This window comes from Bradyrhizobium sp. USDA 4474 (assembly GCF_054057515.1).
In genome coordinates, this window is sequence record NZ_JBSRZJ010000002.1 from 6,527,477 (window position 1) to 6,554,294 (window position 26,818).

At 63.5% G+C, this 26,818-nt stretch carries 29 protein-coding genes; 13 read left to right on the top strand and 16 right to left on the bottom strand.

Annotated features, from left to right (window positions below; genetic code table 11):
* Window positions 1-241: 241 nt before the first annotated feature.
* The 5 genes from ACVW16_RS32145 to ACVW16_RS32165 form a co-directional block, all read right to left on the bottom strand.
* Entirely contained in the window at window positions 242-364 is a 123-nt protein-coding gene (locus ACVW16_RS32145; protein WP_456770751.1) for a hypothetical protein, read from the bottom strand.
* A gap of 127 nt (window positions 365-491) precedes the next feature.
* Complete coding sequence (locus ACVW16_RS32150; RefSeq protein ID WP_456702985.1) at window positions 492-719, bottom strand: hypothetical protein; 228 nt, start codon at window positions 717-719, stop codon at window positions 492-494.
* Window positions 719-1,444, bottom strand: a complete 726-nt coding sequence (locus ACVW16_RS32155; protein WP_456702986.1) for a response regulator — start codon at window positions 1,442-1,444, stop codon at window positions 719-721. Before ACVW16_RS32155 ends, ACVW16_RS32150 begins: the two co-directional genes overlap by 1 nt.
* On the bottom strand, window positions 1,437-2,978 hold the full coding sequence (locus ACVW16_RS32160; RefSeq protein ID WP_456734792.1) for a sensor histidine kinase: 1,542 nt from the start codon (window positions 2,976-2,978) through the stop codon (window positions 1,437-1,439). The genes ACVW16_RS32155 and ACVW16_RS32160 overlap by 8 nt, the downstream gene beginning before the upstream one ends.
* Before the next feature lie 366 nt (window positions 2,979-3,344).
* A complete protein-coding gene (locus tag ACVW16_RS32165; protein ID WP_456734793.1) occupies window positions 3,345-3,944 on the bottom strand; it encodes a hypothetical protein in 600 nt (199 codons plus the stop codon).
* A gap of 451 nt (window positions 3,945-4,395) precedes the next feature.
* Here ACVW16_RS32165 and ACVW16_RS32170 point away from each other — a divergent pair, with 451 nt between their 5' ends.
* From ACVW16_RS32170 to ACVW16_RS32190, 5 genes are all read left to right on the top strand, one after another.
* Window positions 4,396-5,547, top strand: coding sequence for an outer membrane beta-barrel protein (locus tag ACVW16_RS32170; protein ID WP_456802548.1), 1,152 nt, complete (start codon window positions 4,396-4,398; stop codon window positions 5,545-5,547).
* Complete coding sequence (locus ACVW16_RS32175; protein ID WP_456802549.1) at window positions 5,471-6,028, top strand: outer membrane beta-barrel protein; 558 nt, start codon at window positions 5,471-5,473, stop codon at window positions 6,026-6,028. Before ACVW16_RS32170 ends, ACVW16_RS32175 begins: the two co-directional genes overlap by 77 nt.
* Window positions 6,029-6,096: 68 nt before the next feature.
* Window positions 6,097-6,819, top strand: a complete 723-nt coding sequence (locus ACVW16_RS32180) for an outer membrane beta-barrel protein (RefSeq protein ID WP_456702990.1) — start codon at window positions 6,097-6,099, stop codon at window positions 6,817-6,819.
* 222 nt (window positions 6,820-7,041) lie between these two features.
* The gene (locus ACVW16_RS32185; RefSeq protein WP_456702991.1) at window positions 7,042-7,323 is read left to right on the top strand and encodes a hypothetical protein; all 282 of its coding nucleotides are present in this window, start codon (window positions 7,042-7,044) and stop codon (window positions 7,321-7,323) included.
* Between the two features lie 240 nt (window positions 7,324-7,563).
* A complete protein-coding gene (locus ACVW16_RS32190; protein ID WP_456702992.1) occupies window positions 7,564-7,782 on the top strand; it encodes a hypothetical protein in 219 nt (72 codons plus the stop codon).
* A 47-nt stretch (window positions 7,783-7,829) separates the two neighbouring features.
* Here the strand turns inward: ACVW16_RS32190 and ACVW16_RS32195 are convergent, their stop codons facing one another.
* On the bottom strand, window positions 7,830-8,666 hold the full coding sequence (locus ACVW16_RS32195) for a DUF2927 domain-containing protein (RefSeq protein WP_456734795.1): 837 nt from the start codon (window positions 8,664-8,666) through the stop codon (window positions 7,830-7,832).
* 627 nt (window positions 8,667-9,293) lie between these two features.
* Here ACVW16_RS32195 and ACVW16_RS32200 point away from each other — a divergent pair.
* Together ACVW16_RS32200 and ACVW16_RS32205 are read left to right on the top strand one after the other, a co-directional pair.
* Entirely contained in the window at window positions 9,294-9,968 is a 675-nt protein-coding gene (locus ACVW16_RS32200) for a response regulator transcription factor (protein ID WP_456702994.1), read from the top strand.
* Between the two features lie 31 nt (window positions 9,969-9,999).
* Window positions 10,000-11,379 carry a sensor histidine kinase gene (locus ACVW16_RS32205; RefSeq protein WP_456705251.1) on the top strand — a complete coding sequence of 460 codons (1,380 nt, stop codon included), beginning with the start codon at window positions 10,000-10,002 and terminating at the stop codon, window positions 11,377-11,379.
* 3 nt (window positions 11,380-11,382) lie between these two features.
* Here ACVW16_RS32205 and ACVW16_RS32210 read toward each other — a convergent pair whose 3' ends face one another.
* From ACVW16_RS32210 to ACVW16_RS32235, 6 genes are all read right to left on the bottom strand, one after another.
* Window positions 11,383-12,672, bottom strand: a complete 1,290-nt coding sequence (locus tag ACVW16_RS32210) for a M20/M25/M40 family metallo-hydrolase (RefSeq protein WP_456702995.1) — start codon at window positions 12,670-12,672, stop codon at window positions 11,383-11,385.
* A gap of 109 nt (window positions 12,673-12,781) precedes the next feature.
* Window positions 12,782-14,383 carry a TRAP transporter large permease gene (locus ACVW16_RS32215; RefSeq protein ID WP_456702996.1) on the bottom strand — a complete coding sequence of 534 codons (1,602 nt, stop codon included), beginning with the start codon at window positions 14,381-14,383 and terminating at the stop codon, window positions 12,782-12,784.
* Window positions 14,380-14,919: a TRAP transporter small permease subunit gene (locus ACVW16_RS32220; RefSeq protein ID WP_456702997.1), complete on the bottom strand. Its 540-nt coding sequence runs from the start codon at window positions 14,917-14,919 to the stop codon at window positions 14,380-14,382. The genes ACVW16_RS32215 and ACVW16_RS32220 overlap by 4 nt, the downstream gene beginning before the upstream one ends.
* Before the next feature lie 313 nt (window positions 14,920-15,232).
* Window positions 15,233-16,285, bottom strand: a complete 1,053-nt coding sequence (gene moaA / locus ACVW16_RS32225) for a GTP 3',8-cyclase MoaA (RefSeq protein ID WP_456734796.1) — start codon at window positions 16,283-16,285, stop codon at window positions 15,233-15,235.
* 120 nt (window positions 16,286-16,405) lie between these two features.
* A complete protein-coding gene (locus ACVW16_RS32230; protein WP_456734797.1) occupies window positions 16,406-16,924 on the bottom strand; it encodes a hypothetical protein in 519 nt (172 codons plus the stop codon).
* Between the two features lie 138 nt (window positions 16,925-17,062).
* Complete coding sequence (locus ACVW16_RS32235; protein WP_456703000.1) at window positions 17,063-17,755, bottom strand: HAD family hydrolase; 693 nt, start codon at window positions 17,753-17,755, stop codon at window positions 17,063-17,065.
* Window positions 17,756-17,909: 154 nt separating this feature from the next.
* Here ACVW16_RS32235 and rpiA point away from each other — a divergent pair, with 154 nt between their 5' ends.
* Genes rpiA through gor form a run of 3 tightly spaced genes read left to right on the top strand, consistent with a single transcriptional unit; the run spans window position 17,910 to window position 20,591 of the window.
* The gene (rpiA, locus tag ACVW16_RS32240) at window positions 17,910-18,623 is read left to right on the top strand and encodes a ribose-5-phosphate isomerase RpiA (protein WP_456734798.1); all 714 of its coding nucleotides are present in this window, start codon (window positions 17,910-17,912) and stop codon (window positions 18,621-18,623) included.
* A 2-nt stretch (window positions 18,624-18,625) separates the two neighbouring features.
* Window positions 18,626-19,147 (top strand): DUF2059 domain-containing protein, encoded by a 522-nt coding sequence (locus ACVW16_RS32245; protein WP_456703002.1) that lies wholly within the window; start codon window positions 18,626-18,628, stop codon window positions 19,145-19,147.
* A 55-nt stretch (window positions 19,148-19,202) separates the two neighbouring features.
* Window positions 19,203-20,591: a glutathione-disulfide reductase gene (gor, locus tag ACVW16_RS32250; RefSeq protein WP_456703003.1), complete on the top strand. Its 1,389-nt coding sequence runs from the start codon at window positions 19,203-19,205 to the stop codon at window positions 20,589-20,591.
* A gap of 40 nt (window positions 20,592-20,631) precedes the next feature.
* On the opposite strand, the gene ACVW16_RS32255 is transcribed toward gor, so the two are convergent.
* The 3 genes from ACVW16_RS32255 to ACVW16_RS32265 all read right to left on the bottom strand — a co-directional run bounded on the left by ACVW16_RS32255 (window position 20,632) and on the right by ACVW16_RS32265 (window position 24,214).
* Complete coding sequence (locus tag ACVW16_RS32255) at window positions 20,632-22,278, bottom strand: porin (protein ID WP_456734799.1); 1,647 nt, start codon at window positions 22,276-22,278, stop codon at window positions 20,632-20,634.
* Window positions 22,279-22,503: 225 nt separating this feature from the next.
* The gene (locus ACVW16_RS32260) at window positions 22,504-22,902 is read right to left on the bottom strand and encodes a hypothetical protein (RefSeq protein ID WP_456734800.1); all 399 of its coding nucleotides are present in this window, start codon (window positions 22,900-22,902) and stop codon (window positions 22,504-22,506) included.
* Between the two features lie 172 nt (window positions 22,903-23,074).
* Window positions 23,075-24,214 (bottom strand): hypothetical protein, encoded by a 1,140-nt coding sequence (locus ACVW16_RS32265; RefSeq protein WP_456734801.1) that lies wholly within the window; start codon window positions 24,212-24,214, stop codon window positions 23,075-23,077.
* A 343-nt stretch (window positions 24,215-24,557) separates the two neighbouring features.
* Here ACVW16_RS32265 and ACVW16_RS32270 point away from each other — a divergent pair, with 343 nt between their 5' ends.
* Window positions 24,558-24,809 carry a hypothetical protein gene (locus ACVW16_RS32270; RefSeq protein ID WP_456738516.1) on the top strand — a complete coding sequence of 84 codons (252 nt, stop codon included), beginning with the start codon at window positions 24,558-24,560 and terminating at the stop codon, window positions 24,807-24,809.
* A gap of 54 nt (window positions 24,810-24,863) precedes the next feature.
* Here the strand turns inward: ACVW16_RS32270 and ACVW16_RS32275 are convergent, their stop codons facing one another.
* A complete protein-coding gene (locus tag ACVW16_RS32275; RefSeq protein ID WP_456703008.1) occupies window positions 24,864-25,493 on the bottom strand; it encodes an FMN-binding negative transcriptional regulator in 630 nt (209 codons plus the stop codon).
* 95 nt (window positions 25,494-25,588) lie between these two features.
* On the opposite strand from ACVW16_RS32275, the gene ACVW16_RS32280 reads away from it, so the two are divergent.
* Both ACVW16_RS32280 and ACVW16_RS32285 read left to right on the top strand, forming a co-directional pair.
* Entirely contained in the window at window positions 25,589-25,969 is a 381-nt protein-coding gene (locus ACVW16_RS32280) for a nuclear transport factor 2 family protein (protein WP_456703009.1), read from the top strand.
* 399 nt (window positions 25,970-26,368) lie between these two features.
* Complete coding sequence (locus tag ACVW16_RS32285) at window positions 26,369-26,818, top strand: TerB family tellurite resistance protein (RefSeq protein WP_456734802.1); 450 nt, start codon at window positions 26,369-26,371, stop codon at window positions 26,816-26,818.

The following is a 26,818-nucleotide window of genomic DNA, read 5'->3' on the forward strand; positions in this document are numbered from 1 at the left end:
ATGGAGGGCAGGAGGATTCCGCGATGCAGAAACGGCGCAAAAGTCGCCGAGATGCTGGTTTTTGAGCGCTCGTTGCGCGCTCGCGACATCGCAAAGTGCTACAAACAATTAAGAGAAAATATCTTTCGTCGGCGCGAGACGGTCTGGAGATTGAAGCGATCGAATGGTTCGACGGTTCAGCGCAATGCTGTCGGACGGCGTTTACGCCACTGGTGATCGGCTTTCGTGTCCGCGGCGTCGATCAGGCGCGATCGCGTGTACGCCAGGCGAAGATGATGAAAATTGCGACAACGACGGCACCGGCAAGCATCCAGTACTGAACGTCGACACCAAAAACGTTGAATTTCTGAACGAGGAAGTCCACTGCGTCCGCCCCTTTGTTGTGCAAGGTAAGCGGTTTGCGCGACAAAATATATTATTTATTTACAGGCGTGGAATCGCTCGGCGGTGCGGGCTGCTCTGGATTGCCCGGGTGGAGACCGGGGCGGCGATCAGACCGCCGGGCGCGCGGCGCGCTCGATGACGAGGCCGTTGAGGAAATCCTCAAGCGCAATCCGGCCCGCCTGATCCGCGGCGTGACGTGAGGGAAAGTTGGATCCGCTGAGCCTGACGCCCATCGCCTTTCGCTTGCGGCGAATTTCCCAGAACCCGCCGTCCTGCGCGTTGCCGCTCCAGGAGACCGCGACGTAGAACGAACGACGCGGGCGAGGGCCTAGCATCAGCTCACCCGATCGGCGACAGGCACGGGGTCGAACCGGTTCTGAAGCCGGTAGCCCACCCCGGATTCCGTGATCAGCAGCCGTGGCTGATTCGGATCGCTTTCGATCTTCTGGCGAAGCTTGCGCACGAGGATGCGCAGGTACTGGATGTTGTCGCGCTGATTGCCGTTCCAGATATCCTTGAGGAGCTGGTCGTGGGTTACGACGAGGCCGACATGCATGGCGAGCACGTGAAGCAGCCGGTACTCCTTTCGCGTGAGGCGAATCGGGCTCTGGTTCAGCGACACCGTGCGGGTGACGAGGTCGACCGAGAGCGGGCCTGCGATGACGACCGGATTTTCCGTCGCCGATTTGAAGTAGCGCCGCAGCGCGGCTTCACTGCGCGCCAGCAACTCGGCCATGCCGAAGGGTTTCACGACATAGTCGTCGGCGCCGGCCTGGAGCAGCCGCACCTTGTCGTCTTCGCCCGCGGCCACGGACAGAATGATGATCGGCACGTTGGACCAGGCGCGGATCCGTTCGAGAACCTCGGCGCCGTGAAGATCCGGCAGTGCCAGATCCAGAACAATGAGGTCCGGCGCGCTGAACGTGGCAATCTTCAAGGCTTCGGTCGCGCTCTCCGCCTCGAGCACGACAAAGCCGTTGATCTCGAAGCCGGCGCGCAGGAAGCGCCTGATCTTCGGCTCGTCGTCGATCAGGAGAACAACGTTTGCGGGCTTACTCATTGAAAGCCATGGGTTCAGGCGCGGTGGCAGGCAGGGCGATGGTGACGGCGGTTCCTTGGCCGTGTCCCCGGCTCTGAACGGAGATCGTTCCGCCGTGGGTGTGCACAAAGGTCGTAGCGATCCAGAAGCCGAGGCCGGAGCCCGGAACGGATGCCTGATGACGCGACCCGCGGAACGATCGACGGCCGAGCTTTCCCTGCTCGTCCGGCATGATGCCGACGCCTTGGTCGGAGACCCGGATGATGAAGCGCTCCGGCTCGGGCCTGACGTCGACCGAGATGGTCGTACCGGATGGCGAATATTTCGCGGCGTTCTCGAGGATCTGGCCACAGGCTTCCTCGATCAATCCGGAATCCACGTAAAGCAGCGGCAGCTCATCGGCGAAGGCCATCTCGATCCGGTGCGCTGCGAGTCGGCGTCCGCGCCTCTTGACCGCGCCGTTCACGATGTCTCTCGGATCGGCCCATTCGAGACGCGGGCTCAGGCCACCCGCCGTGACGCGTGTCGCACTCAGGAGGTTCCTGATGTAGCCGTCGAGCTGGGCCGTCTCCTCGGAGATCGCGTCGACCAGCGCGCGGATGCGGCCATCGGCCCGGATTGCAGGAATCGAATCGAGGACGCTTGCCGACCCCTGGATCGCGGCGAGGGGCGAGCAAAGCTCGTGGGACAGGGTGCCGTGGAAGGCGTCGCGCAGCAACTGCCCCTGCAAGTGCAGTCGTGCGCGCTCCATGGCCTTGCCGATGTCCAGCCGCTGCAGCGTCAGCGCGGTCTCTTCGAGAATGGCCTCGATGCGGCGCGTGCGGGTCGCGATCGCCGGCTGCGGACCGACGCCGATATTCACCGCGATAACCCCGTGAATCGTGTCGTCCGAGGCAATCGCTCGCAACAGCCAAAGCTCCCTTCTGTTCTCGTCGACGATCGTCCGCGACATCGGGCCGATACCGGCATTCATGGCGGCGGCGTCCGACTGCACCGTGGGGGGTGCGAAGCCCGAGTTCGCCGGTTCAACGTGGCCATCGGACATGGTGACGAAGAAGGTGGCCGGGTGGCCGAAAGCCTGCGCGAAGTGCTGTTGAATGGCCGCGATGAGGTCGGCGATGGTGAAGCAGGAGGCCAGCCTCCGTGAGAATTCATAGAGCGCCTGCATCTCACGTTCGCTGCGCCGCAGACGTTCGGTTTCCTGGCGTAGCCGCGAGGCCAGATTGCTGCTGACCAACGACACGATCAGGAACAGCAGCAGATCGACCGCCTCCTGCGGGTCATCGACGCGAAAACTGTAGACCGGCGCGAAGAAGAAGAAGTCGGCGGCCGCCATGGCTGCGATCGAGGCGACCATGGCAGGCCAGACGCCCCACCTGGTCGCAGCGAAGATCACCGGGATCAGATAGGCAATCGGCACCAGGCTGGTTGCGACGGTCCGGCTGAATGTAAGCAGGGGCGCCGTGAACAGGGTGATTCCAAGAACCGAAAACAGGAAAGGCGACAGCGTGCGCCATGGCGCGTGCGGCTGCTGATGCTCGTCCGCAGCCGCCAAGTGGCCATCTCCAGCGTCGGGTCTGGTCGTCCGCATGCTCGCCATCGAGGACATGCGGCCAAGTGGGAGATTTGCGATCAAAGTACGTGTGCGCTTTCAGGATAAGACATCATGGATTGATGCGGGCGCCTGTCTGCGCACCACAGCGGATCACGTCAGGGTGCAAACCCACCCTTGATGTCGTCAATTACCCGGCAGGCCGACGATGTGCCGGATCGGCGTAGAAAATCTATGTCGTTCGATGCTGGCGAACATAAAAAAGTAATAGTCGTTCGGGTCCGTAGATCTACGGATTCCAAACGACATCGTCCGCCGGAACGATGGCGACCCGACGGAATGCCGTGGCAGTGCGGGTGCTTTCCGCGATCAAGGCGCGGCGGCGCTTCTCGCGGCGGATTCCTGCTCGTTTCGGATCATGCTCGCATATTGAAGCGCGCGCCGCTCGCCCGATAGTTCGGGGCGCGATGCATGATGGAGGCCGAGTTCCTCACCTGATCGGCTTGCGGGAGGCGTCAGCGTGGCAATGGCGGCCGCGCTGATCTGCTTCGGCGGATAAAGATAGAAATCCATCAGCGGCATGTGCGCCCCGTGAGCATTCCGTTGCAGGACTTCGCGCGCCGCTTCGCCGGCGATCGGATAGATTGCGTTCCAGCCGGCAAAGCTGCTGGCCAGGATCTCCAATGCGAGAATGGTGGTCGCGATCTGGACGAATCCCTCGTTGGCCTTCTTGGCGCTGCGTGTGGTCGATGCCTTGCGCAGGAGTTGCCGGAGCTCCTGATGGCGCTCGATCAGGGGGCCCATGCGAAACCGCCAGAGCATGTTCGGCAGCGACGCGAAGCCGTGCACCTCGTGATACGATTCGATGAGGTTGCGGCATTGCCCGACCAAGGTCGTGGGCAGGAACGTGAGATCGGATCCGGCATCGTCATGCGCCGGGTCGCCGCTGAGGCGCGCAGCATGAGTCATGGCATCCATCGTCGAACCTCGCCAAGCAGAGTCTAGGCCTGGCGCGCAGACTAGCGGGTCCGGACATAAATCTTCGATCGAGAATCTCGCCCGCTTGCGTAGCAAAAAAATAGCTGTGGCACGTTGCGCGGACTGTTCTGCGCGCAAGTCGAGCAGGCGTTTCGCGCAAGTATGACGAAAATGACACAGCTGGCACGAAACGTTTGCGCCGCGATATCGTGTGTCCGCGAAATCTTCATGTTTTCGCCGACGCATTAGGCAAGCCCCACGTGCAATTGATGAGTCCGCGTGCAAACGACGGAGCAAAGCGTCGTTGCACTATGTTTTTTTAACGAACGCGCGCGGCAAACCGTATCGCCTTTTTCTTCGCCTCTCGCGAAGGATGACACCCGGCTTAACGAAACCGAAAGAACGCTGAAGGCGTCGGTACTCAACCGCTTGGGGCAACATGATGAGAAAGTATCTTTTGGCAGGCGCATCGCTCGTTGCGATGATGGGGATGGGCGGCGCTGCCAATGCGGCGGACACGCTTGCGCCGGTGGGGCAGACGTTCTGCGATCCTTACAAGAAGTATTCGTGTCTCGACAGCTATCTCGGCAGCGACTTCTTCACGCGCTTCATCAACTACTACCGGCTTGAATGGAATCACGATTCCGCGCCCGCCGATCCGAAGGCGCCGCCGTCGCGGCGCGCTGAATGGCCCGCGACGCCGCAGAGCACGCCGCCGATGCCCTTCACCGAGTGGCCCTATGGCGGCACGACCAATCTCGGCGTGACCCGGCCGAGCTCGGTTGACAGCCCCTTGATGAGCGCCCTTTCCAACACGACACTCGGGTCATGGATGAACGACGCCCATATCCAGGTTTATGGCTGGATCGATCCGGGCGGAAACCTCAGCAGCAACACCGTCCGTGGCGGCAATGCCCCTGCCGCCTATAGCTATAATCCCAATACGGTGCAGCTCGATCAGGCGGTGGTCTACATCGAGCGCCTGCCCGACACGGTCCAGAAGGACCATGTCGATTGGGGTTTCCGCATCGCGCCAATCTATGGCGAGAACTATCGCTACACCACCGCCTACGGCCTGTGGAGCAATCAGCTGCTCCAGCAGAACAAGAACTACGGCTACGACATGCCGATGGCTTACGGCGAAGTCTTCATTCCGCAGGTCGCGCAGGGTTTGAACATCCGTTTCGGACGGTTCATTTCGATCCCGGACATCGAAGCGCAGCTCGCGCCTAACAACTACATGTACTCGCACTCGATGACCTACACGTTCGACAACTACACCAACACGGGCGTGCAGGCGACGTTGGCGGCAACGAAAAACCTGATCTTCCAGTTGGGATCCACGATTGGCACCGAAGCCATGCCCTGGCAGTGGGGCGCCAAGATCGCCAATACCAATCCCAATCCGCTTTATCCGGGCACCACGATGCTGAAGGATCCGGGTGCAAAGCCGAGCGTCACCCTGGGTGTTCGCTATACGACCGATAGCGGAAACGACAGCATCAACGTCGTTGCAGATGGCATCAACGACGGGCGTCTGGGGTTACAACAATCTGCAATGGTACGGACTGACCTATTACCACAAGTTCAATGACCAGTGGCACATCTCGTTCGAGAGCTACAACGGGCATCAGAGCGGCGTACCGAACCTCAACAATGCGGTGGTTCAAGCCATCAACGCGGCCGGCGCGGGCACGCCATTCTCGGCGAACGTCATGCCATTCAACGCGCCGGGCCAGGCGTTTTGCGCCAACGCGGCTGCACTCACCTGCAACGCATCCTGGCAGACTTACCTGATGTATGTGAACTACAAGGCGACGCCGCTCGACAACATTTCGTATCGCCTCGAATGGTTCGACGACAAGCAGGGGCAGCGCACCGGCACCAAGACCCGCTACGTCGAAACCGGGATCGGCTGGCAGCACTGGTTCTCACCGCAGATCGAGATGCGGCCGGAGGTTTCGTTCTACAGGTCGCTGGATGCGTTCGCGTTCAACGGCAACTCGAATCTCGGGATTGCGCCGAACCGCAAGAACGCCCTCATCGGCTCGGCGGACATCATCATTCACTTCTGATGCGCGTCAAGGCGCGGCGGCCTGGATCGCCGCGCTTCCATCGGAACAATTCGACAGGGGTTTTCAAAATGAAGCGGCTTCTTCTCACCACGGCCTCGCTCTGCGCGCTTGGTCTCGCATCACCGGCACTCGCGGCGGATCTCCCGATCTACGGCAAGGCGCCGGCGATGGCGACGCCGGCCTACGACTGGAGCGGTTTTTATGTCGGCGTGTTTGGCGGCTACGGCCTGGGCAACCACAATTTGAACAACGCGACCGGTCCGGCGGGTTTCGCGAACTTCACCGCCAACTACGATTCAGCGGGCGCTCTCGGGGGTGGCGAGGTCGGCTACAACTGGCAGTCCGGCAACATCGTCTTCGGCGTTGAGGCCACCGGCTTCGGGGCGGACATCAAGGGTGGCGACAACTTTGCGCTGGGTTGGGACGACGCGACCAAGCTGCGTTGGGGCGGCACGGTCCGTGCGCGGGGCGGCATCGCGGTCGACCGGCTTCTGCTGTTCTTCACCGGCGGCTGGGCCTACGGCGCGCTGACCCATACCGACACCAATCCGGGCGTCGGAGTCGACACGTTCAAGACGACGCGCAGCGGGCTCGCCGCGGGCGGCGGCATCGCCTATGCGATCACCGAGAATCTGATCGGCAAGTTCGAATATACCTATCTCGATCTCGGCACCTTCCGTCGCGATGCACCGACCAACGGTGTGCTCGCCTACAACGTCGCCAACACATATTCCCTCGTCACGCTCGGCCTCGACTACAAGTTCGGCGGGCCGGTGGTGGCGAAGTACTGAGGCCCCTGGAGGAGGGAACAACATGTCCTGTTCGAAGCTCGTTCGGACAATGGTGACCACGATCGCTCTTGCGGGTCTGGGTGCATGCCTGGCCGGATGCGTGAGCGATCTTGGCGCAACGACGGGCGAGGCGGGCGCCTCGTCCCAGATGCGCTATTACGGCGGGCCGAAATCTCCGATGTGGCCGGCACAATGAAGCGGCCAGATGGGACGAGAACGATCATGAAGTCGGCGGTACGCACCGCAGTTGCAATGGTTGCGGGCGTGCTGCTGCTGGTCTCCCGGGTGAACTCCGCAGAAGCAAGGCACAGCCACCACAGGCAATGGCACGCGCATCACGGAGTGGCGACGCCGGTCCGACTGGCCGAAGCCGCGAGGGCCGGACGGCTGGCCTGGGCCGCAGCGCCAATCCAGGCCGTCGCGCTGGCGCCGACGCAACCCGGACCGATGCGCTACTATGGCGGACCGAAATCGCCGATGTGGCGCGGCCCCGCCGACAATTAGACCCTGACGTCGCCGGCCGCGCCGCGTGTGTGATCGCGTTGTGTCGGCCGGTGTTTCGCCTTGGTTTTGGGCGGCGGGTTGCGTTGCTGCATTTTTCGTCATCTGCTGATTAACCTTGCGATCGATGCGAATTAGGATCAGCATTGGAACGCAGGGACAACTGCGCGGCGGATGGAGTCGCAGATTGGAAATGCACAGCCTCTTCCGTTGAAGTTGTCCCGCTTCACATGGAGGATGCAGATGCCCAGGACTTTCGTTCTCAGCGCGATCGTGATTGCTGTAGCGCCGTTGTTGCTGGCGCAGTCCGCTTCGGCCGGCGGCTCCGCCAGCGCGCCGTCGAAATACAGCCCGAACAGGCACGTGACGGTCGCCCACCAGACGCGTCAAATGCAGAAGAACGATTTTGCGATCACGGAATATTCCTCGTCCTCAGCGAAGACAACTTCGCCGAAGCGGTGATCTCGCTGGCGAGCAATTCCGAGATAGCTTGAGGCCATCGCTTGTCGTCAATCCGAGTGCGCAAGCGCGGGCGCGCTCGCTTGTTCGCGCGGATTGTTGCGCTCGACGAGATCCCGGGCCGCCGGCAGGACCGCGGGAAGGAGGCTTTCGACGTCCTTCCTGGTCATGCCCGGCCGGATTCGCGGATCGTAGAGGATGTTCAACATGTACTGGTCGTAGATGTCGAAAAAGCCCATCTGGACATCGTCGTTGAACATGGTCCAAGGGACCGAACGATCGTCGTTGATCGCGCCGAGGGCCTGTAGCAGTTCCTCATAGGCACAATCGTAGAAGGTAAACTCTCCGCCATCGACCGGCAGGATCACCTCGGCGCGCCGGATCCGGAAGGCGCTGTCCTTGGCAATTCCCGACAGGCATTGGGGATTGAGGGAATGCTCGATCTGTCCGGCTTTCTCGATGCCGAACCGGGCGCGAATGGCCTGGCGCAGATGGCGGGCGGTCACCAACGTCACGACAAGATTGGCCGCGCTGCGATCGTCCGTCACCGCAATGTCCAGGTGATCGATTCGCGCGCGGATATCCTCGACGACGGCACCAAGCGCTGCGGTGTGCTCAGGCGCGGCCCTGCCATCGACGAAGATCCGGACGGGTTCATCGAATTTGCGGATGCGATGGACCTTCGCGCCGAGTTGCAACTCGGCGTCCAGCGCGATCTTGAGGAAGCCCTCCTGGATTTCGGCGTCGCTGAATGTCCGTCGTTGCTCAGCGCGGCGATGTGAGATGTCGGGACTCTCCCCGAGCGCTGGAACCGCAAGGGCAACAAGTGTGATTGCAGCGCCAAGGGCTATTGCCGGAAGCCGGATCATCGCTCGCAAATGCCTCATGAGATCGCGCAGTGCCAAGCAAGATTCGTACCCGCGAATTCAGAAGCCAGTATCATCGCCGAGCGGCTATGAATTCGAGGGGAGGCGGCCGGTGATTGTATAGGCGCGGCATAAGATCGGCGCGAACTAGGGTGCTTCGAAGGGGCGGAGGGTATTTTCGGTGCACGCGCCCGCCTTGAATCTCCTTCGCTACGTTCTTGCTGCTGATGCGGCCGACGAATGATATGGATTTGCTAATGTCCGGGCGGGCAATTGATCGGCGCTGTCTGTCGAGCAGACCTCTCGACGGCCCCCAAGGGCCCGCAGGGAGCGGCCCCGTGACCGATTTCACCGAGGGCGCGTTCAACTGTTCCGACGCGTGTTGTTGAAGTCAGTGCGATGTCGGGTCCGCAGACGCGCGCACCTGTCTGGTGCGGCCCGTCGAACCGTGCCACGACCTGCAGGTTGCAGCGCAGCAGACCGAGCGGCGACCCGATCAGCGCGAAATGCTTACACCAAGCTGACGAGAAGCTGATGGCAGGCAAGGCGGCGCTCGCCTTTTTGCTGGCCGAAAGCCCGCCGATGGTGGAAGACAGCAAGCATGCGGTGCGAGCCGCCAGGTGAACCGGAACATCCGGCGGGAATGAAATGCGCCTTCTGATCGTCGAGGACAATGTCGAGCTGTCGCGGCTCGTTGCCAGCGGGCTGGCGGCGGCCGGCTATGAAAGCGATATCGTCGGCGGCACCGAGGAGGCGCGCGAGGCGGTGCACAATGTCAGCTATGCCGCGATGATCCTCGACCTCGGCCTGCCCGACGGCGACGGCCTGTCGGTGCTGCGCGAGCTGCGCCGGCAGATGGAGCCGCTGCCGGTGCTGGTGCTGACAGCACGCGGCGGCGTGCAGGACCGCGTCAACGGCCTGCGCAGCGGCGCCGACGATTATCTCGCAAAGCCGTTCGCGATGGAGGAGCTGGTCGCGCGACTGGAGGCGATCCTGCGCCGTCCGGGCCAGCTGCTCGGCCGCTCGTTGCGGCTCGCCAATCTCGTCTACGACACCGAGAGCCGCCAGATCTTCATCGACGACAAGCCGCGGATCATTTCCTCGCGCGAGACTTCGGTGCTGGAAATCCTGTTGCGGCGGCAGGGCCGGGTGGTGCCGAAGAAGAACGTCGAGGATCATATCTTCGGGCTCGAGGGCGAGGTCGCCTCCAATGCGGTCGAGGTCTATGTCTCCCGCCTGCGCAAGCAGCTCACCGAGCACGGCGCCAAGGTGGTCATCCATACCATTCGCGGCGTCGGCTACATGATGGCGGAGGAGAAATAGCGTGGCCCGGCTCGGATCCCAGAACGGGTCCATGACGGGATCGCAAGCTGGATCTCGTGCCGGGTTCTTGGCCGGGTTCTTCGGCCGGCCGCCATCGTTCAAATCGCTGATCTCGCGCATCGTGTTCCTGCACATCATCGCGGTCGCAGTGGTCGCGATCTTCCTGCCGCTGGTCCTGTTCTGGTTGTTGAGCTCCGAGATCGACCAGCTGCATCGGGCCGCGATGCGGGCGCACGCCGAGACGCTGGCCGAGCGTATTGCCGTCCAACCGGACGGCAAGGTGACGTTCAATCTCCCCGACAGCCTTCGCGGCCTCTATTCGGAAGCCTATGGCCGCTATCAATACGACATCCGCGATGCCGACGGCCGGCTGCTGTTCTCGTCGCACAGGAAGACCAGCGATTTCGCGACGGAGACGAGCGCCGACGTGACCCAGACGATCGGCGACACCACCGTTCGCATTCACGTGGCGGAAGACCTGTCCCATCGCGACGTCATCACCGACGACATCGTGTCCAACTTCTTCCGCCGGGTCGGCTGGATCACCATTCCCATTCTCCTGATCCTGCTCGCGACCGACATCATCATCTTCCGCCGCGCCATCGCGCCGCTCTGGAAGGCCTCGGAACTGGCCAGCAATATCGGCCCGTCGCGCACCGACATTCGCCTGCCGACGGAGCAGATCCCGCGCGAGATCGTGCCGCTGGTCACCGCGGTGAACCAGGCGCTGGATCGCCTCGAGGACGGCTTTCGCGTGCAGCGCCAGTTCACCGCCGACGCGGCCCATCAGTTGCGCACGCCGCTGGCGATCCTGCGCACGCGGGTCGAGACGCTCGGCGACGGTGCGGCCAGGCAGGCGCTGCATGACGACATCCAGGGCATGAGCCGCATCGTCGCCCAGTTGCTGGAGATCGCAGAGCTCGACACGCTGGTGCTCGATCCCAGCGAGACCGCGGATTTGCGCGCGGTCTGCGCCGAAGTGGTCGGCGCGATCGCGCCGTTCGCGATCGCGCAGCACAAGGACATCGCGCTCAAAGGCGCCGACGCGCCCGTGCTGATCCACGGCAATTCCGAGATGCTCCAGCGCGCGGTGTTCAACCTCGCCGAAAACGCCATCAAGTTCACCGCGAAGGAGACCTCTGTCGATGTCGAGGTCGGCGACGACGGTTCGGTACGCGTGCGCGATTGCGGCCCCGGTGTTGCCGAAGCCGAACGCGAGCTGATCTTCCAGCGCTTCTGGCGCAGGGATCGCCAGCGCAGCGACGGCGCCGGTCTCGGCCTTTCGATCGTGCGCGGCGTCGCCGACGATCATGAGGCGACGGTCGCGGTGGGCAATCTTCCCGGCGGCGGTGCCGAGTTCACGCTGCGGTTCAGGCTGGCGGAGCAGGGAGCTTCCGCCCTTCGAAGCTGAGCGCTATTTCAGCTTCCCCGTGGACAGATCCATGATCATGCGCGTGGTCAGGTAAAGGCGCGGCACGATGCTGTTGATCTGGACATATTCGGCATCGTTGGAGTGCGCGCCGAAGCCTGACAGGCCCATGCCCTCGACTACGGCACCTTTGGTCTTGAGCGCGGCGAACGCGGCATCGGTGCCGCCGCCGGTCGCCTTCTCGTCGACCTTCAGCGGCAGTCCGATCTCGCCGTAGATCGTCGTGCCGTAGGCGGCCACGCGGCGCGAGGCGTCGTTGGCCTCGAGCGGCGGGCGGCGCACTTCGAATTTCAGCTCGACCTTGGAATCCGGCAGCAGGCGATTTTTGATCTTCTCCTGCAGTGTCTTTTCGAGCTCGTCGAAATCGGACACCTTGAGCGCGCGCGCATCGGCCTGCGCGGTGGCTTCGGCCGGAATCACGTTGCGGTTGGTGCCGGCCTTGGCGACCGTCCAGTTCAGCTTCAGGCCCTGCTCCGGCTTGGAGAGGTCCTTCATCTGCAGCACCTGGTGCGAAAGCTCGTAGAGCGCGTTGATGCCGCCCTCGGGCCTTGCGCCCGCATGCGACGACTTGCCGTGGACCGTGAGATAGGCCGAGCCGATGCCGCTGGTGGCGAGCCGCAGCGTGCCGTCGGCGCCGCCGCTCTCGAACGAGAACACCGCGTCCTGCTCTGAAGCAAACTTCGTGATCGTGCTGCGCCAGCCCGGCGAGGAGATTTCCTCGTCGCCATTGGTCAGCACCGTGAGCGTGCCGTAGTCTTTGAAGTTCAGCTTCTGCAGCATCGCCACGGTATGGAGAACGAGTGCGACGCCCTGCTTGTCGTCGGCGATGCCGAGGCCGTAGGCCTTGTCGCCGTCGATGCGGAACGGCTGATCCTTCAGCATGCCCTTCAGGTACACCGTGTCCATGTGGGCGATCAGCATGATCTTCCTGGTGCCGGTGCCCTTGAAGACGGCATGCACGGCCGGTCCGATCTTCTCGGGCGTGTCGTCGAGGCGATAGATGTCGGTGGGCTGCAGGATCTCCACCGCGCCGCCGAGTTGCTTGAGCTGGTCCGCGACGCGCCCTGCGATCACGTTCAGGCCCTCGACATCCCTGCTGCCGGTTTCCACGTTGACGAGGTCGCGCAGCGTGTCCAGCAGCGGCTGCTGCTCCTTCTGCGCCAGCGCCTGGACGTCGGCCACCGGCTCGGCCTGCGCGACCGTTGCCGCACAGGCGAGCCAGAACGAGGCGATCAGCGGACGAACGAGCGGGGGAGCGGGGAGCGATCGGAGCATGCGCGGCATTCCCAAGGTTGAAGGAACGTCCGGTATGCCCGTCTTTGCCGCGCCTGTCACGAGCGTCATGCTCCGCGGAGGCGGAGCATGACCGCACGGGCTGCGCCCGCTACTTCTGCGGCGGGCCGAGATCCAGCGGTGGGAGATCGATCTGCGGCACCTCGATCTTGACCTTGTCGAGGTCGACGTTGGCAGGCTTGTCCAGCAGGCCCGTCACCGTCACCGGGAAGGCGATCACGATCAGCACCATGATCATCTGCAGTCCGATCCAGGGCATCGCGCCCCAGTAGATGTCGGAGCTCTTCACTTCCTTCGGCGCAACGCCGCGCAGGTAGAACAGCGCGAACCCGAACGGGGGATGCAGGAACGAGGTCTGCATATTGACGCAGAGCATGACGCCGAACCAGATCAGCGCCGGTCCGTCCCCGACCACGGGGCCGAGGATCTTCTGTGCGATCGGCGCGATCATCGGCAGGATGATGAAGGCGATCTCGAAGAAGTCGAGGAAGAACGCCAGGAAGAAGATGAACAGGTTGATGAAGATCAGGAAGCCCCAGACGCCGCCGGGCAGCGAGGTCAACAGGTGCTCGAGCCAGACGCCGCCGGAGACGCCGAGGAACACCACCGAGAAGCAGGTCGAGCCGATCAGGATGAAGGTGACCATGCAGGTGAGCCGCATGGTGGATTCGTAACCCTGCCTGATGAGGTCACGCAGCTCGGGGATGCGCGCGGCCGAGATGCAGATCCAGGCCACGGCGAGATAAGTCAGCGCGAACGAGACCTTGAAGATCAGGTTCTCTGTGAACAGCATCGCGACGATGGTGCCGATACCGGCGGCGATCACCCCCACGATCAGGATCTTGCGGTCGGTCGAGGAGAAATTCTTGTGATGGATCGCGGCGAGCACGATGGCGCCGACGGCACCCATGGCACCGGCTTCCGTCGGGGTCGCAAGGCCCATCATCATGGTGCCGAGCACGACGAAGATCAGCACGGCCGAGGGGATGATGCCCATCAGGCACTTCTTCCACAAAGCCCAGCCGGTCAGCGTGCGCGCTTCCTTCGGAACCGGCGGCACGTGCTCGGGCTTGATCAGGCCGAGGACGAAGGTGTAGCCGGCGAACAGCAGGATCTGGAACACCGAGGGACCCCAGGCGCCGAGATACATGTCGCCGACCGACTTGCCGAGCTGGTCGGCGAGCACGATCAGCACCAGCGAGGGCGGCACCAGTTGCGTGATGGTGCCCGAGGCCGCCAGCACGCCGGTGATGTAGCGCATGTTGTAGCCGTAGCGGATCATCACGGGCATCGAGATCAGCGCCATGGCGATGACCTGGGCCGCCACCGTGCCGGTGATGGCGCCGAGGATGAAGCCGACGATGATGACGGAATAGCCGAGGCCGCCTCGGACAGGGCCGAACAGCTGGCCCATCGAATCCAGCATGTCCTCGGCTAGTCCGCATCTCTCCAATATCGCGCCCATGAAGGTGAAGAACGGGATCGCCAGCAACAGCTCGTTGGAGAGCACGCTGCCGAACACGCGGCCGGGGATCGCCTGCAGGAAGTTGAGATCGAAGAATCCGAGATGGATGGCCAGGAAGCCGAAGGAGAGACCGACGGCGGCAAGCGTGAACGCGACGGGGAAGCCGATCAGCATCGCCAGAACCAGGCCGCCGAACATCAACGGCGGCATCATTTCCAGCGTAATCATTGGGTCGGCCTCTCGTACTTGGCGTCGATCGTCACATAGCCCTGGAGAGCCGCGATACGCTTGATGACTTCGGAAATGCCCTGGAGCGCCAGCATGACGAAGCCGGCGGGGATCACGAACTTGATCGGCCAGCGGACCAGGCCGCCGGCATTGCCCGACATCTCGCCGACGTCATAGGCCTGCATGAAGAACGGCCAGGACAGATAGGCGAGCAGCAGGCAGGAGGGGATCAGGAAGAACAGCGTGCCGATCAGGTCGAGCCAGAGCTGACCGCGCTCGGACAGGGTCAGATAGAAGATTTCGACCCGCACATGCTCGTTGCGCTTGAAGGTGTAGGACGATCCGAACATCACCAGGACCGCGAACATGTACCATTGCAGCTCCAGCCAGCCGTTCGAGGAGTAGCTGAAGGCGTAGCGGATCATGGCGTTGGCCGCGCTGACCAGGCAGGCGAGGAGCACGAGCAGGTTACAGACGTACCCAATCTTTTCATTGAGGGCGTCGATGGCGTTGCTCAACGCCAGCAAGGGACGCATCTTACTTTCTCTCCGTCGCGGCCTAACACTTCTGCGGGAGGCTTCGGCGCGCAACGCCGGCCAGCGTGCGATCAACACGCGACCGCACGGATCATGGTCCGAAAGCGATTGCGGCGTCAGTCCTCCCCTCGTGCCTTGCCGTCTTGACCGCGACCGCCAACGGGGCGGGCCGGCTTATTGTTGCCGGGCAAGCAAAGGCGGTCGCACCAAACCAGCGGGCTTGTGCGCCGTCAATCGGAAAATGGGCAAATTATCGGCGCGTCAAAAGCTTAAGTCGCAAAAGCTTGAGACGGAGCGTCAGGGCGACGAATCCTCAGCCGCCGGTGACGCTCATATGCCTGGAGACGCTGGGCCGGTCGTGGCGGCGGTCGATGATGAAATCGTGGCCCTTGGGCTTGAGCCCGATGGCGCGATCGATCGCAGCCGCCAGCAGCTCATCGTCGGTGGATGCACGCAGCGGCTTGCGCAAATCGGAGGCATCCTCGTGTCCGAGGCAGGTGTGCAGCGTGCCCGTGCAGGTGATGCGTACCCGGTTGCAGGATTCGCAGAAATTGTGGGTCATCGGCGTGATGAAGCCGAGCTTGCCGCCGGTCTCCGCGACGCTGACATAGCGCGCCGGACCGCCGGTGCTTTCGGCCAGATCCGTCAGCGTGAATTGCTGGGCGAGACGGGCGCGTACCAATGACAGCGGCAGATATTGGTCGATGCGGCCCGCGCCGATCTCACCCATCGGCATGACCTCGATCAGGGTCAGCCCCATGCCCTTGCCGTGGGCCCAGCGCAAGAGACCGGGGAGTTCGTCCTCGTTGAGGTTCTTCAGCGCCACCGCGTTGATCTTCACGGCGAGGCCCGCAGCGCGCGCGGCCTCGATGCCTTCCAGCACCTTGTCGATCTCGCCCCAGCGCGTGATCTCGCGAAATTTCTTGGCATCGAGCGTATCGAGCGAGACGTTGATGCGGCGGACGCCGCAATCGGCGAGTTCCCCGGCATGCTTTGCCAGCTGCGTGCCGTTGGTGGTCAGCGTGAGCTCGCCCAACGCCCCGCTGCCGAGATGGCGCGAGAGCGAGCGCACCAGCGACATCACGTTGCGCCGCACCAGCGGCTCGCCGCCGGTGAGCCGCAGCTTCTTCACGCCCTTGGCGATGAAGGCAGAACAGAGCCGGTCGAGTTCCTCGAGCGTCAGCAGGTCCGCCTTGGGCAGGAAGGTCATGTCTTCCGACATGCAATAGAAGCAGCGCAAATCGCACCGATCGGTGACCGAGACGCGCAGGTAAGAGATCGTCCGACCGAACGGATCGGTCATCGCGCTCGACAGGGCGGCGCGGGGGCTCGCCGGGGCGAGGGAGGTCGCGGGAGATCCGTTCATACGAGCTGCCTTGTCACTTACGGCGACGGGCGCACCTTTGCTTCAGCGGTGCTATCGACGCAATCTAAGCATCGGACGCGGCTGAGACAATCGGGTGGTATACGAAGATTAAAACCTGGATCAGCGCTTGCCCGCGTTCGGATCGGGGAACGCCGAGCCCGCAGCCGGTGGCGGCGCAGCGGGTGGCGGCGCAGCGTCGGCCGGCGCCGCGGCGGGGGCGGCCGGGGCCGATTTCGGCCGCTTCGGCCTGTGCGGCTTCTTCTTCACGGGCTTCGGCGGCACCGCCGGCTGGAGCTCCGCGAAAACAGGATTCGGATCGGTGGTCACCGAAGCAGGCGTGGTGAAATCGCCGGCATTCTTGATGACATTCACCGGTATGCTGGTCGGCTGGTATTTTGGTAGCGCGAAAGCGACCGTGAACGGAGCGTCGGGCGCGGGTACCGAGACCGAGCAGGGGGTCTTGCAGCCCGGACCCAGCGAGGTCGTGGCATCAGCACCCGGCGGATTGGATTCGAGCCGGACCTGGGCGGTCGGCGGCGTCGATTTGAACATGTCCCAAGACATCGAGGAGCAGCCACCAAGGCTTGTTGCTCCCAGGAGGCTCACCCCCGCTAACGCACTCGCGATGACACGACGCATGACCATCCACTTCTACTGCGACGAACCGCCACATAACCCCGCGGGGACCTTAGGGGCGTCGTTTCGGGCAAGCAACCGGCCGGCCGCGCATAGTTAATAGATGGTTAATGCACGATTCCTCAGGATATCAGAGCTAGCTCAGGGCGTTGTCGATGCCCGGGCCGTCATCAGGCTGTGGGCGGCAGGCGGCAGCTCACGCATGTGATGGATCACCCTATCGGGCTTCAGCTCGACGATCGGCACATCAGTATAGCCGAAGCTGACCCCGATCACGGGCACCCCGGCGCGCCGGGCCACCCCGACGTCGGTTCCGGCGTCGCCCACCATGATGCTGGCTTTGACCTCGCCGCCGGCGCGGGCCACGGTCTCGCGGAAGATGGCCGGATCGGGCTTCTGGACGCCAAACGTATCGGCGCCACAGATCGCTGCAAACCGCCTGGTAAGGTCGAGCTGATCCAGGAGCCGCTTCGACAGCCATTCCAGCTTGTTGGTGCAGACCGCCAGGCGATGGCCCTGCGCCGCCAACAGGTCGAGCGCGTCCGGCAGCCCCTCGAACGGGCGGGATTCCACCGCGATGTGGTCGGCGTAATAGGCGATGAAATCAGCCGTTAGCCGGTCCATCTCGGCTGGCGTGACCGAGCGGCCCTCGGCCTCCAGCCCCCGCTCGATCAGCTTGCGGGCACCGGCGCCGATCATGTTGCGGGCCGAGGCCATCGGCACCGGCGGCAGGCCTTCGCGGTCGAGCACATAATTCAGGGCGGTGATCAGGTCGGGCGCCGTATCCACAAGCGTGCCGTCGAGATCGAAGACGAGGGTGTAGGGCGAGTTCATGCAAGAAGCGCTATCGGTCCGGCCAGGCCGGCGCAAGGGGCGGGGCTCTGAGATCCGCTCATAGGCCTGTTCCGGCGAGGAAAACGAGGCTACATAGGCCGCCGCAAGCCAGTTTGACCGGCGGCATTCCTGACTTCGAGAGGCGGGCGCAAACGTGAACATGGACCAGTTGAAGCGGCAGGCTGCGGCACGCGCCCTGGACGAGGTACGCGACGGCATGCAGCTGGGGCTCGGCACCGGCTCGACCGCCAAGCACTTTGTCGAGCTGCTGGGAGAGCGCGTCGCTGCCGGCCTCAAGGTGATCGGTGTTCCGACCTCCGAGGCGACCCGCGCGGATGCGGAGCGCTGCGGCGTGAAGCTGACCACGCTCGATGAGATCGACCATCTCGACATCACCGTCGACGGTGCCGACGAGATCGATCCCGAGCTCAACCTGATCAAGGGCGGCGGCGGTGCGCTGCTGCGCGAAAAGATCGTGGCAGCCGCCTCGGATCGCATGATCGTCATTGCCGACGACACCAAATGGGTACCGACGCTCGGCAAGTTTCCGCTGCCGGTCGAGGTGATCCCGTTCGGGCTTGGCGCGACCCGTCGCGCCATCGACAAGGCATTTGCGGAATGCGGCGTTTCCGGGCAAATGGCGCTCCGCAAGGCCAAAGATGGCCACGTTTTCGTCACCGATGGCGGCCACTGGATCGTCGATGCCCAGCTCGGACGTATTGCCGATCCAGCGAGCCTCGCCAAGGCGTTGAGCGCGATCCCCGGCGTGGTCGAGCATGGGTTGTTCATCGGCTTGGCCAGCTCGGCTGTTTTGGCGGGTGGCGAAGGAATCCGCGTGATTGAACGGCGTAAGCCGAAAGGAGACTAGGAATGAAGAGCGTCTTGAAGATCGTGCCCGCTGCGTGCCTCGCCTTCGCGTTGGCTCTGGCGGCAGCGCCTGCGATCGCGCAACAGCAGGCGGCCCCGGCAGCACCGACCCCGGGGGCGATCGCCGCGGCAAAGGAGATTTTGCAGCTGAAGAATGCCAGCGCGATGTACGCCGGCGCCGTGCCCGGCATGGTGGAGAAGGTCAAGACCACGCTGATCGGACAGAACCTCAACTACCAGAAGGATCTCAACGAGCTCGCCCCCGTCATCGCCAAGCAGCTGGCCGGCCGTGAGTCGGAGATCGGCGACGGCATGGTGGGAGTGTATGCCGGCGAGTTCACCGAGCAGGAGCTGAAGGATCTCGTCACGTTCTACAAGTCGCCGCTTGGCCAGAAGCTGCTCACCAACGAGCCCAAGGCCATCAGCCTCAGCATGCAGGTCATGAACGACTGGGCGCGGAATTTCTCCGAGGTCGTCGCGAGCGCGTTCCGCGCCGAGATGAAGAAGCGTGGCAAGGAAATCTGACGGTACCTATCTGATCAGAATCAAGATCACGCTTTAGGAGAGGTCGGAGTGGACAATGGCTGAATTCGACGTCGACCTCTTTGTCATCGGTGGTGGTTCGGGCGGCGTGCGTGCCGCCCGCATCGCAGCCGGCTACGGCGCCCGCGTGATGATCGCGGAAGAGTACCGCATGGGCGGCACCTGCGTGATCCGTGGCTGCGTGCCGAAGAAGCTGTTCGTGATCGGCTCGCATTTCCGCCACGAGCTGGAAGATGCCGCCGGCTTCGGCTGGACCGTTCCGCCCGCGACCTTCGACTGGCCGACCTTGATCGCCAACAAGGACAAGGAAATCGCGCGACTGGAGGCCGCCTACACGACCAATGTCGAGAAGTCGGGCGCGCAGATCGTCAAGAGCCGCGCGGTGATCGAGGACAAGCACACCGTCCGCCTGCTCGCGGACGACAGGAAGATCAGCGCAAAATACATTCTCATTGCGACCGGCGGCGCGCCCAACCACGGTGCCGCAATTCCCGGCATCGAGCATGTGATCTCTTCCAACGAAGCTTTTCATCTGAAGAAGCTGCCGAAGCGGATCGTGATCCAGGGTGGCGGCTATATCGCGCTGGAATTCGCCGGCATCTTCGCCGGCTTCGGTTCCGACGTCACCGTGATCTATCGCGGCGACAACATCCTGCGCGGTTTCGACGAGGACGTTCGCGCCCACGTCCGAGCTGAGATGGAGAAGCAGGGCATCACCATTCTCACCGGCTGCACGGTCAACAAGGTTGATCGCCACGGCGAGGAATTCACCACGCACCTGTCGAATGGATCGAGCCTTGCTTCCGACCAGGTGATGTTCGCGATCGGGCGGCACCCCAACGTCGCCAATCTCGGCCTGGAGAACGCCGGCGTCGCCATCAATCCTGAGAACGGCGGCATCGCGGTCGATCATTTCTCCAAGAGCTCGGTCGACGGCATCTACGCGATCGGCGACGTCACCCATCGCTTCAACCTGACGCCGGTCGCGATCCGGGAGGGCCATGCCTTCGCCGACACCGTGTTCGGCAAGCGTGCGGTGCAGGTCGATCATTCCTCGATCCCGACCGCGGTGTTCTCGCAGCCGGAGGTCGGCACGGTCGGTCTGACGGAGACCGAAGCGCGTGCGCAATTCAGCCACGTCGACATCTACAAGACGACGTTCCGCCCGATCAAGGCGACGATGTCCGGCCGCGACACCCGCGTGCTGATGAAGCTCGTCGTCGACGGCGCGACCGACCGCGTGCTCGGCTGCCACATCGTCGGCGATTGCGCCGCCGAGGTCACGCAAGTGGTCGCGATTGCCGTGAAGATGAAGGCGACCAAGGCCGATTTCGACGCGACCATCGCGCTGCATCCGACCGCGGCCGAAGAGCTGGTGACGATGCGCACGCCGACCGCGCGCTACGTGCGCCAGGCGGCGGAGTAATTGACGGGGAGCCGCGACCGGCTCCCCGCTGTCTTCTTCGTCAGAAGTCGAACGTCATGCCTGTCGTGACCGCTTCGGCCTTGTTGCCGGCAATGACGTTGTTGTTGGCATCTCGTCCGCAGACGGCGTAGCCATGTCCGCTGGCGCCGAGGCAGTAATGCGCGCCCGGCCCGTTGCGCAGATAACTGCCGACCATGTACCAGCTCACGAACGGGCTGAAATGGTACTTCACGCCGATCGCGTACTGGTCTGCGCTGGAGTCCACCGTGTTGAGCGCGAAGTCGGCGGCACCCGCCGGCGCCGAAACCGCGACCCCCGGGGTGGGATAGGCGTTGAGGACGCCGGTGCCCGGCGAGCCCGGCGAGGCGTTGGCATGAGCCCAGGATGCGCTGACGTCCCACTTCTCGACCGATTGGGTCGCGCTCAGGAAGTAGCCGTCGCGCGAACGCTCGTTGAAGGCGGCGACCGTATGCTCGCGGCGCATCACCTCGTAGATGCCATAGAGCTGCAGGCTGCCGATCACGTCGTTGAACTTGTAGCCCGCGCCGACCTTCGCGGCCCATTCGTTGGCGATGCCGACCGCACCCGCCGGCACGGTGAGAACGCTGCCGTTGCTCAGCGCCGTCACCGCCTCGTCGCCGGTCCGGTTGGTTCCTTCGTGGAATTCGTAAGCGGCGATGCCCGTGAACCCGGCCTGGTTGTAGGTCAGCGATGCGCTGTAAAGATTGCCGTAGGAGCCATCGGTACAGCCCTCCGGCGCCGATGTGGCCGGGAAGCCCGAGCCGCTGCCGCGCGACGACGTGGACGGGCAGTTGAAATCGCCGAGCGCGTAGTCGCTGTTGTCCTTGGCGGTGTTCTGGCCCGGCGAGACCATGAGCGAGGCCTGGAAGCCGTTCCAGACAGGCGATTCATACCAGACCGCGTGCCCCGCGCGCCAATCGAACTCTGCGCGCAGATCGCCGCCGGTGTTGCCCATGATCGAGTTGTAGTCGCCGAGCGTGGCCGAGAACGGATCGAACTTCGCTGTGGCCTTCTTGTAGGGCGTGTCCGCCTTGCCGGCCTTGATCGTGCCCCACGGGCTCTCCATGCCGAGGAAGCTGTCGCGCGTGCCGAACGCCGCGCGTTCGGTCGGAACGGCTGCGACCTCGACGAGCGATTCGAATTGCGCGACGGCGGCCCAGCCGGGATAGCCGTAGGGATCGAGATTGTGCCGCGCCCTCACGCCGAAATAGGTGAGGTTGCTGGAGACGCCGAACTTCGTGCCCTGGTCGTAGACGCCGGGATTGAAGACGTCGCCGGATAGATCGACATGGCCGTAGAGCGTCACGGTGGTGTTGTCGATGAAGGGATTGGATCCGGGCGCCTTGCTGTAGAGCGGAGCGCCGCCGATGCTGACGACGGTGTGCTCGGGCGCCGCCGGCGCCGGTGAGGGGGCGACCGCCGCATGCAGAACGGGATTGCCCTTGGGTGAAGCCGGCGCGACCGCCGTCGCCGCAGCCCTGGGCTCACCGATGCGATTGACGCGTTCGCGGAGCTGCGCGTTCTCCCTGGCGAGCTTGGCGTTGCTGCGCTCGAGCGCATCGAGGCGGGCAACGACATCGTCGATGGTTGCAGCTCGCAAGGGTTGGCTGATTGTGGTTGCACACAGGGCCGCAAAGCCTGTGCCGAGCAAAAAGGCCTTCCTCATCTGGTTCCCCTTTATCGCCGCGGACTCTCAGATGGGTCCGGGATAAAGGGGAAGGTAATGTATGCCAGATGCCATATACAATCGTGCTGGTATGCTAGAGCTTGCTTTCGCCGCGAACTGTGTCTGGAGGGCAACTGTTCCTGACAAAGCACGTCGCGCGGCGATCTGCCGCATTGCGGTGAACCGAATGCATCCCGAAAGGGCGAATGATTTCCGCGGCTTACTTCAATCGCCCCACGGCGTTTCGCCGCGTTCGAGGCGGCTGGCGATGTCGGTCTGAAACGCCGGCGGTCCGAAGGCGAACCACTCGTCGCCGATCTGGTAGACCAGCAGCCTTCTATTCTCGGTGGAAAACCGCATCAGCCAGTCCATGGCCTTCTTCTTCGGCTGCTCGCCGACCGGGACGACGACGTCGACCGGGAGGCCGCGCCAGAAGAAATTGGCGGCCAGCATGATCATGCTGGATTGATCCGGCCGCATCCAATCCGGCAGCGGGCTGGAAGCAACCAGCCAGCCGCAGACGAACTCGCGGCAGGGATGCTGCGGGCGCTCCGGATAGATCGTACATCGATGCGCGACGCTGAAGGGGCACGGCTGTCCCTTGCGCACCTTGTGTCCACGCACCTCGATCTGCAGCCAGCCGTCGCAACAGGCAGTGCAGCTTCCGCAGGTTCTGGTGATGGCGGGGCTCACGGGCGAAGCAGGTGCTCCAGGCACATCTCGATCGCTATGAACTACCAGCACCATTTACGGACGGGCAAGACCCGCAAGGGAGGAGAAGCTGCAGCACTCGCGGCTACGCGTAGAGATATCCGACCGGCTTGCCTTCGGTGCGCAGGGGACGAACGTCCTTCTGCGTGATGATCTGACCGGCGAGGCCGTCGATCTCGTCGCGCTGCGTCGGCGTCCAGCTGCGAAGGTTCTCGATGCCGTTGAGAAGACCGAGCCGGAGCACTTGCGTGTTCTCGCCGACAGCGATGAGCCTGATCGAGCCGTCGCCCGCGGTGACGACATCGCCGGCGACGAGCTCGAACGTCTCGGAGGCCTTGTTCTTGAACTCGGCCGAGCCGCGAATGACGCGGTAAATGACGACCTCGCCCTTGGCGAACGCGGCGGCGTCCATTGATGCCGATGTGCTCTTCGGCAGCAGCGACTGGCCGCGCGGATCGGTTGCGATGATGTGGCCGGTGACGAGGTGGCCGCTCGGTGTCTCGATGCCGGTATCGCGCACGTATACCGGCATGAGGGATTTGACGGAGCCGTCGCTGAGCGGCTTGAACAGTGCATCCAGCGCCAGGGGATCCTGAAGCCAGAAGCCGGCATCGGCCGGCCGATCATGCAACGGATGGCTCCACGCCACACGCGGCGTCTCGGCTTCGTCGATCTGACCGGGCCCCACGATGGTCGGATTGGGAAAGCTGGTGGGATCGGTGATGAAGGCTTCGAGGAATTTGCCCGAATAGCCCATCGAGATCGGATCCGGCACCACCGTCTGCGGCGTCTTGAGGTTCTCTTCAGTCGACAGCCCCGACCAGGTGTAGAACAGCTGGCGATGCACGATCGCGCTTTGCAGCATCACGGCGCCCGGGCCGACATTGTAGAACCGCCCGTCATAGTCGAAGGTGAAGGCCCCCGAGGTGACCAGCACCAGCTGAAAGCCGCCCGGCGGAAGATGCAGATGGAAGTCGGTCGGTCCGGTGTCGGGCCGGTAGATCGGCAGGTTGGTCGCAACTTCGTGGAGCAGGAAGGTTTCATTATTGGCGTGAAAGCCTTCATTGGCCCGGTTATAGAGCGCTTGCGGGCGATAGGTCGGCTCGAACCTCGCGTCCTTGTTGCGATCGATCGCGACGAAGTCCTTCGTGTTGAGGCGGAGCGGCGTGCCGTTCGGATGGGTGAGGCCGAGCGTCTTGAGATCGCCCGCAGCATGCACGTTCATGACGTTCTCCGCTCTGCGCCATTGCCAGCTCGCAACATCGTTGCGAATTTTGGGCCAGTTGGTTTGCGCAGCAGCAAGCAAGCCTGGCGCCTCGCTGCGGAGGCGGAAATCCGGTGGCTGCACTGGAGGTTAGGTCGCTCGTCGGCCCTGATCGCCGGTCGGGCGTTGCGATTCCGAAGCGGTGAAGCTCTGTCTAATTTGTCGGCAAGCCCTGCCAGAGCGCGCGCAGTTGCCGATTGACATGTTGTTCATGTTTTGTTCTTATGCTGCGGCCGAGAGGGAGGCAGCTATGGACAATCGCATCAACGAACTCCGCAGAACCATCAGAGCACTCCGCGTCAGCATGCGCGAGGCCGAATCCATCATGCATGAGCAGATCAACCGCGGTGAGGATTGCAGCTTCGTGGCGCAGGAAGTCATCAAGATGCGCTCGGTCATGAGCCTGCTCGTGAAGGAGCGAACCGCGCTGGGCGATTTCGAGCCGATCTTCGTGAACAGCTTCTCCATCCCGCGGCGCCGGTCGGCGCGAAAGCTGGCGGCTCTTCCCCCGATGATCGAGTCGGTATTCCGTCCACGCCTGGTGGCGAAGGTTTGACGCGAAGGGCGGCCGCCCCATTGAACGATCGAGGCGCCGCTCCGCCCCAGCCGCTCAGCTCGGCAGCGGGATCAGCGGCGCGACCTCGCGATCACCAGCGTCGTCACTTGCCGCAAGGCCAGCTGCGACGCCGATGCGGTCGGCCTCGGGCCGGTTCTGGCTCATCTTGCGCTTGCCCTCGAAGCGCGCCACGGGGATGCGTACGCCGACGATCCCGCGCAGCTGCGCGGCGATGAAGTCCGCGGGCGCATCACTCACCGACCACGGCTTTACGCGAGCGCCTTCGTGCCTGTTGGTCAGCCGTGTCACCACCTCAAGCAGACGCTCGTGCTCCTGAAAGAATTCCACGGGGCCATAGGCGTGCACGGCGATGTAATTCCAGGTCGGCACGACCTTCTCGGTTTCCTGCTTGGTCGCGTACCAGGACGGCGTCACATAGGCGTCGGGCCCTGGGAAGATCGCCAGCGCATCGCCGATCGGCTGGAGCTTCCATTGCGGGTTGGCCCTGGCGACATGCCCGTACAGCACACCTTGCTCGCCTTCGCTCTCGTCGAGGAACAGCGGCAAGGGTGTGGCGACCGGACCGTCGGTGGTGGCGGTGACGAGGCTCGCGAGGCGGGCCGCGCGGATCGTCGCGCGGATGCTCTCGATGTCGTCGTCCCTAAAGGCGGGAGGAATGTACATGGCGTTTCTCCGTTCCGGTTACGGCAATAGCCGGAATATGGCGTGAATGTATATCTTCTTTCCCTGGGGCGTCGGCTTCAAGAGCGGAGACTGAGATGGACGACCAAGCCAAACTGACGGCGCTGCAGCGCCATTGGGATGCGTCGGACGCGAATGATTTCGAGGCGGAGCATGACATTTATGGCGAGGATGCCGTGCTCGACTATCCGCAGTCCGGAGAGCGCATCCGCGGCCGCCGGAACATTCAGCAGAGCCGCTTCGTGCAGCCGAACACCAAGCGCTTCGCGGTCCGTCGGATCATCGGCGCCGGCGAGCTCTGGGTGAGCGAGTTCGTGCTGACTTATGACGACGTGCCGTCCTACGTTGTCAGCATCATGGAATTTCGCGACGGATTGGTCGCGCACGAAACGCAATATTTCGGCGACCGGTTCGATCCGGCACCGTCGCGCGCACATCTCGTGGAGCGAGCGGGATAAGGCGCGCGCTCTGTCGTTGCGAGCGGAGCGAAGCAATCCAGAGTCTTTCCGCGGGGGCACGCTGGTTTGTTTCGCTCCGCTCGCAATGACCGTGTTGATGCAGTCGGGCATGAAACGTGCACGGCTGCCTGACGAATCCGCTCACGCGGAACCGGATGCGGCGGCTGGCCGCAGGCTGTTGCCTTGATTCCGGCTGACCTCCTCTTATTTTTGGAGCGAACAAGAATCCGGGCCCCTCTGGCGAGGACGCTGACCGTGTCAGCAAAACCTCGCGATGTCGGATGACCTGTCCCGCGCGAATGCGATGGATCGGCCGATCGTCGGGCCTTCTTGAGTTCTCTCCGACCCAATCGTCCCATCGCAGCTCCGCGCGGCCCTGTCGCAAGAAAAGGAGCAACGATGTCTGACGCCAACACGTCCACCCCGATCGAGATCGAAATCACCGAGCCGCGCAGCTTCGACGAGCAGGCTGCGGCGGCGCTGGTGATAGCAGGCGCGCTGGTCGCCGTGTCCGACCGGCGCGTGTCGCCGGTCGAACGCGACGAGGTGATCCGCTTCATCAGGGAGCGCGGATTGGCGCCGCATATCGAGGACGATCGCCTGTTTGCGATGTTCGATGAGCTCGCCGAACGGCTCGAAGAGCCTGATTTCGCCAATGTGGTGATCGAGACGCTGCGGCCGGTCTCGGACCTGCCGCTGTCATCCCATCTTATCGCGCTCTCGGAGCGCGTTGCGGCCGCCGACGAGGACGTGCATCCGCATGAGGTACAGGCGATCAAGCTGTTGCGCCTGCTGACGCTGGCGCTGCCGCGCGCGAAGCCGGTCGGTCCGGTAGCCGTCAAGGCGTGA